Raw genomic sequence first — 8,753 nt, 5'->3', positions numbered from 1 at the left:
TACATAATTTCTTGTTTGCTCATCTCTTTATTATTTAAAGCAAACTTACTTCCTTACATTATATTATGAAACATGCACTTGCTCGGGTGCATACCTTAAATCTGTAAAGTGGATGCGTTTGATGGGATTGGGATTTAAAAAGATTGCTGTTCCTGCAGCTACTGCTTACCTTACAGGGGGTGTTTCATTAATTCCATATTTATTAAAAGAGTTTTCTCAATTAGATGCTACAGAATTATCTGATAAACTTCAAGGTGAAGGGGCTGAAAATTTTTTAAATAGTATAATCAGGAAGAATGAAGATGACGAAATTACAATGGTCCGTGAATTTAGAGAGGATTTCAAAAAAATGCTTGATAAATCAAATATTAAAAAATTAGTTGTAATTATAGATGATTTAGATAGATGTACACCAGATAGGCTAATTGAAAATTTAGAAGCTATAAAATTATTTTTAAATGTCGACAAAACAGCTTTTGTAATTGGAGCAGATCCAAGAATTGTGAGACATGCAATAGAATTACGATACAAAACCGATGGCATTGAAAATTCTTCAGATGTAGAAAGTCGAAATGATAGAATTGTTAGTGACTATTTAGAGAAATTAATACAAGTTCCTTATTATTTGCCCAAATTAACTGATAATGAGGTGGAAACGTATTTATCGTTGTTGTTTTGCCAGAAAGAGCTTGGTAGTAATTTCAATAAGGTTTTAGAAGCATTTTATTCAACTAGAGAAAATAATAGATATGATGTATTTGGATTAGGTGATATTGATTCAATTCTTAAACCTGAAGAGAAAAGTAAGTTAACAAGTAGTGTGTCAATAATTGCTTCATTAGCTCCTATTATTACTGAAGGATTAAAAGGTAATCCTCGCCAAATAAAGAGATTTTTAAATACTTATTCATTAAGAGATAGATTAGTAAGGGTAGCTAAAATATATGATTTTAAAATGGATGTTTTAGCTAAGTTAATGGTACTTGAATACTCTTCACAAAGCTTATTTAGACAAATTTATGAATGGCAATCAACACAAAAAGGTGAGTCTAAAGAAATTATGGAATTAGAATCACTTGCAAGTAAAAATAGCATTGATATTATCAAAGAAAAGTATTCTGCTGATTGGGGGACTGAAAAATCAGTAAAATGGTTAAATGCAGAACCAAAATTAACAGGGATAGATTTAAGGGATTATTATTGGATTACAAGAGATCAATTAACAACATCAATAAGTGGTAGTTCATTAATATCACCACATATTAGATCATTAGTTAAGAAGTTAATTGAACCTGTTTCAGGTTCTGCCTTAACTAGAACAGTATCTAAAGAGATTAAGAATAAATTAAATGACGATGATTATACTACTTTAATGTCTTTGCTTGAAAAAGAACTTACTAAAGCTCCTGAAAAGACTGAAATGCATGAAGCTTTTATTGAATTAATGGCTGAAAATTGTCCAAATGTCATTGATGCTTATATAAGAGTCATTAAGAAAGTAGATAATAATAAAATTCCATTTAGCCTTGCGCAAAATTTTAAATTAATTGAATCAAAGAACTCAGGTGTAAAAAAACTATATAATCTGTTTAGTAAAGAAAGTTCAATTTATAATAATATAAATGCTGACAATTAATGGGAACTACACAAAGAATTAATCCAGGAGTAGCTAATCAACCAAACTGGGGGGATTTAGCAAATTCAATTACTCAAATAGCTAAGACTATAGAACAGGAGAAAAAACTTGATGAAGATGATGAGAAGAATAAGAAAGAATCTAACAAAGATGATAATGATAAAGCTAGTGATAGTTCAAAACAGTATAAAAAAATATCTGATAGAAGAACTGAACATGTTAAATCACTATTTAATAATCTTGTAAAAACAGGTGGTGGGCGTAAAGCTATAACATCTGGTAAATCATCTTCTATTGGTAAAGCAGGACTGAAGTCTGCGAGTAAACTTACTGGTTTCTTTACCAATGTCGCTAATAATGGTCTTGATCAAGCTTTAACTGATATTGGTTTTGGTTCGCTTAAGGGAAAATCTTTCAATGATGTAATTGATTATTTATTAATTTATTGTTCAGATTCAAATCAGGGAATGGATGAGACCGCTGCAAATAAAGCATCATGTGAAATTATGAAAGAAATTGCATTTCAATCAGGTAATGATGTAAACGAATATCAAAATTTGATAAAAGAATTAGTTGATGGAAAAGGACTATCAGATACATTATGTAAGTTTTGGGGGTTATATATTTTTGAACATTTATCTCAGCGTTTTGAAGAAAAAATACAACAACAAAAAGGAGAAGAAATTAGTAAGGAAACTTTTAAAGTTATAAAAGATGACATCTTAGGTAGAGTAAAGGTTTTAAATGCACAAAGAGCTGTATCCAAAATAGATTGGAATAAGGATGAAGGAAAAAAAGAAATTGAGAAAATATTTGATTCAATTATAAAGATTATTTGTAATGAAAAGAATTAAAGTAAATAGCCCGATTTATAATAATAAATCTGGGACTTTATCCATTGAACTATCAGGGGAAGATGAAGAATTATCAACAGTAAGTATTGATTTTAAAACTTTACTTCCTTTTGCAAATTTAGTTAAAAGTCAAGTGAAAGATTTTTTCTTTATTACTTGTGCTGTTTATGGTATTGATCGTTTCATAAACCGTAAGTATAATTCAGTTGATGGATGGTCTAGGGAACTACAAATTGAATTTCCTGTTTCAGATATAGATATTTGGAACACTGTAAAAGAGAATTTGGAAGAATTATTATCCTTTTTGACAGGAGATTATTGGAATATAGAATTTTATGAATCTACATATATTTCTCCAGAGTTTACTTTACCAATTGAGTTTCAAGAAAGTTTTAAACAAGTTAATCTTTTTTCTGGTGGATTAGATTCATTAATAGGCGCAGTTGATTATTTAAGTAGACATCCTGAAGATAAGGTTTTATTTGCTTCACATTATGATCCTCAAATGAAAGGGCCTAAAGGAGATCAAGAATATTTATTGATGTTGTTGAATAAACAATATCGTGGGCTTTTTGACTATGTTCCATCAATTAAGGTAACATTATCAGAAACAAATATAAGAAGAGAAACTACATTCAGAAGTCGCTCAATATTGTTTATAGGGATTGCTCTTATAATTTCACAAGGAAAGAATATTAAAGATATTATTGTACCTGAGAATGGATCAGTTTCTTTAAATTATCCGTTGAGTCCATCAAGAAGAACCTCTTGTAGTACAAGGACAACCCATCCTTTTGTATTAGATAGAACTAATTTTATTTTAAAAGAAATAGGGATCCAAAGTATTATTTCTAATCCTTATGAATTTTTGACAAAAGGTGAAATGGTAGATAATTGTCATGACTTAGAATTTTTAAAAAAAATTATTGATTTTTCCAATTCATGCGGGAAAAGAGGACATAGAAGCAGTTGGAAATTGCCTTTAGCTACACATTGTGGAGTATGTATGCCTTGTATTTATCGCCAAGCCTCTTTACTAAATCAAATTGATAAAACTAAATATGGCTCAAGTGTTAATTCATTAATACCATTTAAAACTAAAAAAAGTCAAGATGTAGGTATTTGTTTAGACTTTCTTAAAAAGGACATAACTAGAGAGGATATTAAAACAGAATTAATAGTGAATGGTATTAAAAATATTGATAAACTAAAAAACTATGTTGAAGTTGTTTGGCGTACAAGAGTTGAATTAAAAAAGTGGTTTACCAAAAATGGAAATTCTGTAATTAAAAATAAAGCTGGATTGTAAATGTTAGATACTCATTGCCATATTGATTTATATAAAAACCCAAAAGAGATATTAGAGTTCTGTGAGAAGAATAAAACAACTATTATTTCAATGACTAATTTACCTAGTCATTTTGAAATGGGATTACCTTTTTTTTATCAAAAAAAGTACGTCAGAATGTCTTTAGGAATGCATCCATTGTATGCAGAGTTACATAATAGTGAATTTCACCTGTTTGAAAAATATCTATGTCAGACATCATATATAGGTGAAGTTGGATTAGATTTTTCTAAAGCAGGTATTAATAGTAAAGAAATACAGTTGAAGTCTTTTACAAAGATTTTAGAGTTGGTATCTGGACAAAAAAAACTATTAAGTATACATTCAAGAAAAGCAGAAAATGAAGTTTTAGAAAATTTAATAAATTATAGAATTAAGAATGCTATTTTTCATTGGTATTCTGGAGGGATAAACCTAATTAAAAGAATAGTGCAGGAAGGTTATTATTTCTCAATAAACCCAGCTATGATAAAATCAGCGTCAGGACAAAAAATAATATCTAAAATACCTAAGAATAATATATTAACAGAAACAGATGGACCTTTCATTGGAAGAGGAAATATTCCCTTGATGCCAGGCGAAGTAGAAGATGTATTATTATATTTATCCAAAATATGGAATGTTTCATTTGAACAAGCAAAAGAAATAATTAGGAATAATTTTAAGAACCTGATAAATAGTTTATAATAACATAAAAATCAATATTAGTTACTAATTAATGGAAATATAATGTATTTGATTTTTTTTTACATATAGAATACGAAATGATAATTCAAAAAAAAACGATTCAAAAACTCAGAGAATTAATTAATGAAGAAACAGAATACAGGTCAGGCCCTCAATTAGTTGATTTTTTTAATGATTTAGGGTTTAATGATGTATATGGACAAGGTTTTCCTTCAAGATGGTTATATACAGAAAATAATTTAGTAAAAATAAATGGAACACCTGAATTGGATAAATGTTTAAGATCAGTGTTTTCACCTCTGAATTTTATAGGAAGATTTAACGAGTTGGATTCTCATATAGCTATTTTTAATGAGTATTTATCTTTTGATAATTGGATAGTTATCAGGAATGGCAAGGAAATAACCTTTCAAAAGATTGATGATGCATATTTTAATAAAAATTCATCTCATGAAGTTCATGATAAAGAGATAAAAGAAGACCAATTCTTAAATAGGGTTTTTTCAGAAGTTGATTTAGATAAACTAGAATTGGAGTATTCTATTACTGAAATATTAAAATTAAGAATTGAGGAAATAGAGAATTGTTTGGCTTCTAATTCACCTCTTTCTGTTATTTTTTTATGTGGTAGTACATTAGAAGGAATTTTATTAGGAGTTGCCACTAAGTTTCCAAAAGAATTTAATACTGCAAATTCTACTCCCAAAAATGATGAAGGCAAGCCTAGACAATTTCAGGAATGGAATTTGAACAGCTTTATTAATGTTGCATATGAAAATAACATTTTAAGAGAGGACGTTAAAAAATTTAGCCATACTCTTAGAGATTTTAGAAATTATATACATCCTTATCAACAATTGTATAGTGGTTTTAATCCAGATATCCATACAGCAAGAATAAGTTTGCAAGTTTTAAGAGCAGCAATTAATCAAATAATGAATTATAAAAAATAATTTTTTATAGAAATAAGTAACATGCCAAGAATGTCTATTGCTCGATACAGGAATATAAGTAATAATATTGATTGTTATACAGTTGATAATTCTTATTCAGATTTTGATAGAAATAGTTTTACATGTGTTAGTTGTAATGTTAAAATCGAGTTTAGTAGGGAACCGAAGAACTCAACTCTAGGTCCTTTTTTTAAAAATTGGAAGAATATCTCTCATCTAGATTCTTGTAAAATAACAAGCATTGTTAATAATTATCTTCAAAGAATGGGGATAGAGGAAAAAGATATACCTGAAAGTATAGCAAATATTTTGTCTATGATTATTCCTTATGCCAAAAGATTAAATGATGTGAAAAGAAACTATACTGAAAGAGAAATGTTTATTAAGCTACTTTCCTCTAAGGTAACTAAGAGATTTTTAAAATCAATAAAAGATTTAAGTCCCAATGAGGTTAATCTATTTGAAATTTTAACAGAAGATAATCAGCTGGTTAGATTAAAAGATTTAGTACTAAAACAAGATGAGATAATAGAAAAGTTGAATCAAACACAGATGTCATTTGTTTGTATTTTAGAAGGGAAAATTAATGATATACAAGAAGTAACAGGAGGGAGTATACGTTTGAACCTTACAATAAGTAAATGGTATAATAGAACTAAACCATTTCATTTGTTTATACCTAAAAGTTATGTAAATAAGAATGAGAAATCTATTAAAAAAGTTTTAAACAAAAAGTTTTTTTGTTATGCGGTGGCAGAAAAGAGTGGAGATTTTTTTAAGATGGATCTTTATTCCATAGAACATCAATTATTGTTTTTAGATTGATTATCTGTATTTATTTTTGAATATTATAATTTATAATAAAAGTTAATTAAAATATTTTTTATCTTTGAAAGTGAAGGAAATAAAGGACTTGAAAATCATCGATTTAAAAGCTCGGCTATTTCATGGCACACAAAAGTTTAAAAGCCTGAAAGCCGTAATTTATAAGACATATGGGGTAGGGTGTAAATCCCTCTTTTTCCAATAAAATAAAAACACCCCAACTACCACACGATAGTTGGGGTGTTTCATTTCATTCACTCTCCATCATCTTTAAAATATCCTCATACCTATAAAACATCAAGCCACCAATCTTCTTAAATGGTATGGTACCATTTAGTCTCATATTCTGTAAGGTACCAGGAGAAATACCAAGAAGCTTTCTTACCTCATAGCTTTTGATCCATTGTTTTATTTCTTGATCTTTCTTTCTATTAAAAGGGCTATACCTTCTTATCTCAGTAATAATCTCTTGTTTAAAAATCTCAAGGTCTTCTTTTGTAATAAATTCTACTTTCATAATTAATAGTATTTAGGGTTAGTTTTGATTTGTTTTAAGCTGCTACAAGCTTAGTTCTAACCCTAAATAACAATTTGTATGTACTGGTTTAGTTCTGTTGTCTTTGGAAGGTTTAATTTGACTCTTCAAAGTTGTACTTGTGATTTTCCTGAATAAGTCTTCTTTCTCTTAGGTTGTCCATATCTTCACCCAGTTTATGTTCTAATACCTTCGCATAGATTTGTGTTGTTTTAATAGCCGTATGCCCAAGCATCTTACTCACTGACTCAATAGGTACACCATTGTTTAGTGTAATGGTTGTAGCAAAAGTATGTCTGGCTAAGTGAAAAGATAAGTTCTTATCTATTTCACATATAATGGCAATCTCTTTTAAGTAACCATTCATTCGTTGGTTACTAATAACTGGAAACAGTTTGCCTTTGGCAAAAGCAATAGGATGGTCTTTGTATTTTTCAATTAGTTCTAAGGCTTCAGGTAAAATAGGAACCCTAACAGGTATTTTAGTTTTCTCTCTACTTGATATAATCCAATCTTTTCCATCGCTTCCTTTAGCTATATTTTGAGGTACTAAGTGAAAGATATCTATATAAGCTAAGCCAGTATAACAACTAAACAAAAACATATCAAGAACAGCTTGTAATCTTTCAATAGCAAAATTTTTGTTTACAAGGATTTCAAGTTCAGATTTAGTTAGGTGTCCTCTTTCTGTCTTCTCAAATTGAAGTTTGTATTTGGTAAAGGGATCTTTCTCCATCCATTCCATGGTGATAGCTAAGTTGATTAACTTTTTAAACCTTTCAATGTGTTTCATAATACCATTGTTATTTAATGGTTGATGTTTATGAATAGGTTTGCAGTTTCTCAAGAAATTTTCAAAGTCAAAGATAAATTTGTAGTTAATCTCGCTTAAATAGATGTCAGTTCGATTGTGTACTTTACGCAAATAGCTTTTAAGGTACTTTTCCGTAGAGAAATAGTTCTTTAGTGTACCATAAGCTAATTTACTTGTAGCTATCTCTCTGTGATAGTCTATAAGCTTTAAAAGTGATGATTCAGTATCATCATGTCCAAGAAAGATGTTTTTAACAGCTCCAATAGAGACAACTCTTTTTTGTTGAACTAATTGATGATAAGCATCTGTAATGAGGGAACGTACTCGCTCAATATGTGCGTTGATTCGAACCGTGTCCTCACTTTTTCCTTTTGCTTTTCCTTTAATGTTATCCCAAGAAGTAGGGGATATTTTTAGTTTTAAAGAAATTTCTGTACGTTGTCCATTTACCGTTATCCTTGCGTATATAAGGGATGGAACTGTTTTGTTTGAATTAGAAACACGTATAATGAAGTGTATTCCAAATGTGTTTTTTGTTTTCATATCAATCTATTTTAATGTTAACCGAACTGTTTTGATATGGTTTTAAAAAACTACTCACCTGAATAGTACTCAAACAAGACCAAAAAGCACTGAATTAAACTAAAATAAATTGTATTTAATTTATTGAAATACAATTAGTTAAACTCGATTCGGTGAGCTAATTTACCTTTTAAAAATAGCTCACCTAATAGCTCACATTTAGATTGATTTAGGATCAAAGTTAAAAGTTGGGGAGGAAATAGTAAAATAATATCTTTGTCTTATGATGGATAGCACAGAAATACTAAAACTAATCTTACCTGCTTACTTAGTAGAACACTTCAATATTACTAAAATAGAAGAATTAGAAACCAAACTACATATCTACTTTGAAGAAAAGAATAATTATGGGAATCAATGTCCTGAAAGACAACTAATTTCCAAAGGCTTTCATAGTATGATTACCATTGAAGACTTTCCATTACGAGGTAAATCAGTTAAACTACATGTACAACGTCGTCGTTGGACAGATAAACAAACAGGAGAAATTATATCACGTGATTGGAATATCATCGCAGA

Annotated in this window: 9 protein-coding genes; 7 read left to right on the top strand and 2 right to left on the bottom strand. The window is 29.0% G+C overall.

Features of this window, described 5'->3' with window-relative positions; genetic code table 11:
- The first annotated feature begins 112 nt into the window (after window positions 1–112).
- From BMX53_RS18695 to BMX53_RS18670, 6 genes are all read left to right on the top strand, one after another.
- Window positions 113–1,636 carry a KAP family P-loop NTPase fold protein gene (locus tag BMX53_RS18695; RefSeq protein WP_208597268.1) on the top strand — a complete coding sequence of 508 codons (1,524 nt, stop codon included), beginning with the start codon at window positions 113–115 and terminating at the stop codon, window positions 1,634–1,636.
- Window positions 1,636–2,490 carry a hypothetical protein gene (locus tag BMX53_RS18690; RefSeq protein ID WP_074748464.1) on the top strand — a complete coding sequence of 285 codons (855 nt, stop codon included), beginning with the start codon at window positions 1,636–1,638 and terminating at the stop codon, window positions 2,488–2,490. The genes BMX53_RS18695 and BMX53_RS18690 overlap by 1 nt, the downstream gene beginning before the upstream one ends.
- Complete coding sequence (qatC, locus tag BMX53_RS18685; protein ID WP_074748461.1) at window positions 2,477–3,799, top strand: Qat anti-phage system QueC-like protein QatC; 1,323 nt, start codon at window positions 2,477–2,479, stop codon at window positions 3,797–3,799. The genes BMX53_RS18690 and qatC overlap by 14 nt, the downstream gene beginning before the upstream one ends.
- Window positions 3,800–4,525 carry a Qat anti-phage system TatD family nuclease QatD gene (gene qatD, locus BMX53_RS18680; protein ID WP_074748458.1) on the top strand — a complete coding sequence of 242 codons (726 nt, stop codon included), beginning with the start codon at window positions 3,800–3,802 and terminating at the stop codon, window positions 4,523–4,525.
- A 77-nt stretch (window positions 4,526–4,602) separates the two neighbouring features.
- Window positions 4,603–5,478, top strand: coding sequence for a hypothetical protein (locus tag BMX53_RS18675; RefSeq protein WP_074748455.1), 876 nt, complete (start codon window positions 4,603–4,605; stop codon window positions 5,476–5,478).
- A 264-nt stretch (window positions 5,479–5,742) separates the two neighbouring features.
- On the top strand, window positions 5,743–6,303 hold the full coding sequence (locus BMX53_RS18670) for a hypothetical protein (RefSeq protein ID WP_143061465.1): 561 nt from the start codon (window positions 5,743–5,745) through the stop codon (window positions 6,301–6,303).
- Window positions 6,304–6,553: 250 nt separating this feature from the next.
- On the opposite strand, the gene BMX53_RS18665 is transcribed toward BMX53_RS18670, so the two are convergent.
- Both BMX53_RS18665 and BMX53_RS18660 read right to left on the bottom strand, forming a co-directional pair.
- The gene (locus BMX53_RS18665; protein ID WP_074748449.1) at window positions 6,554–6,820 is read right to left on the bottom strand and encodes a helix-turn-helix domain-containing protein; all 267 of its coding nucleotides are present in this window, start codon (window positions 6,818–6,820) and stop codon (window positions 6,554–6,556) included.
- 112 nt (window positions 6,821–6,932) lie between these two features.
- Window positions 6,933–8,195, bottom strand: coding sequence for a site-specific integrase (locus BMX53_RS18660; RefSeq protein ID WP_074748446.1), 1,263 nt, complete (start codon window positions 8,193–8,195; stop codon window positions 6,933–6,935).
- 262 nt (window positions 8,196–8,457) lie between these two features.
- Here BMX53_RS18660 and BMX53_RS18655 point away from each other — a divergent pair.
- Window positions 8,458–8,753: ISAon1 family transposase N-terminal region protein (locus BMX53_RS18655; protein ID WP_074748467.1), on the top strand; the 296-nt coding region annotated here is incomplete at its 3' end.

It is taken from the genome of Myroides marinus, from assembly GCF_900109075.1.
Classification (GTDB): Bacteria; Bacteroidota; Bacteroidia; order Flavobacteriales; family Flavobacteriaceae; genus Flavobacterium; species Flavobacterium marinum_A.
This window is presented reverse-complemented; position numbering and strand designations above follow the sequence as displayed.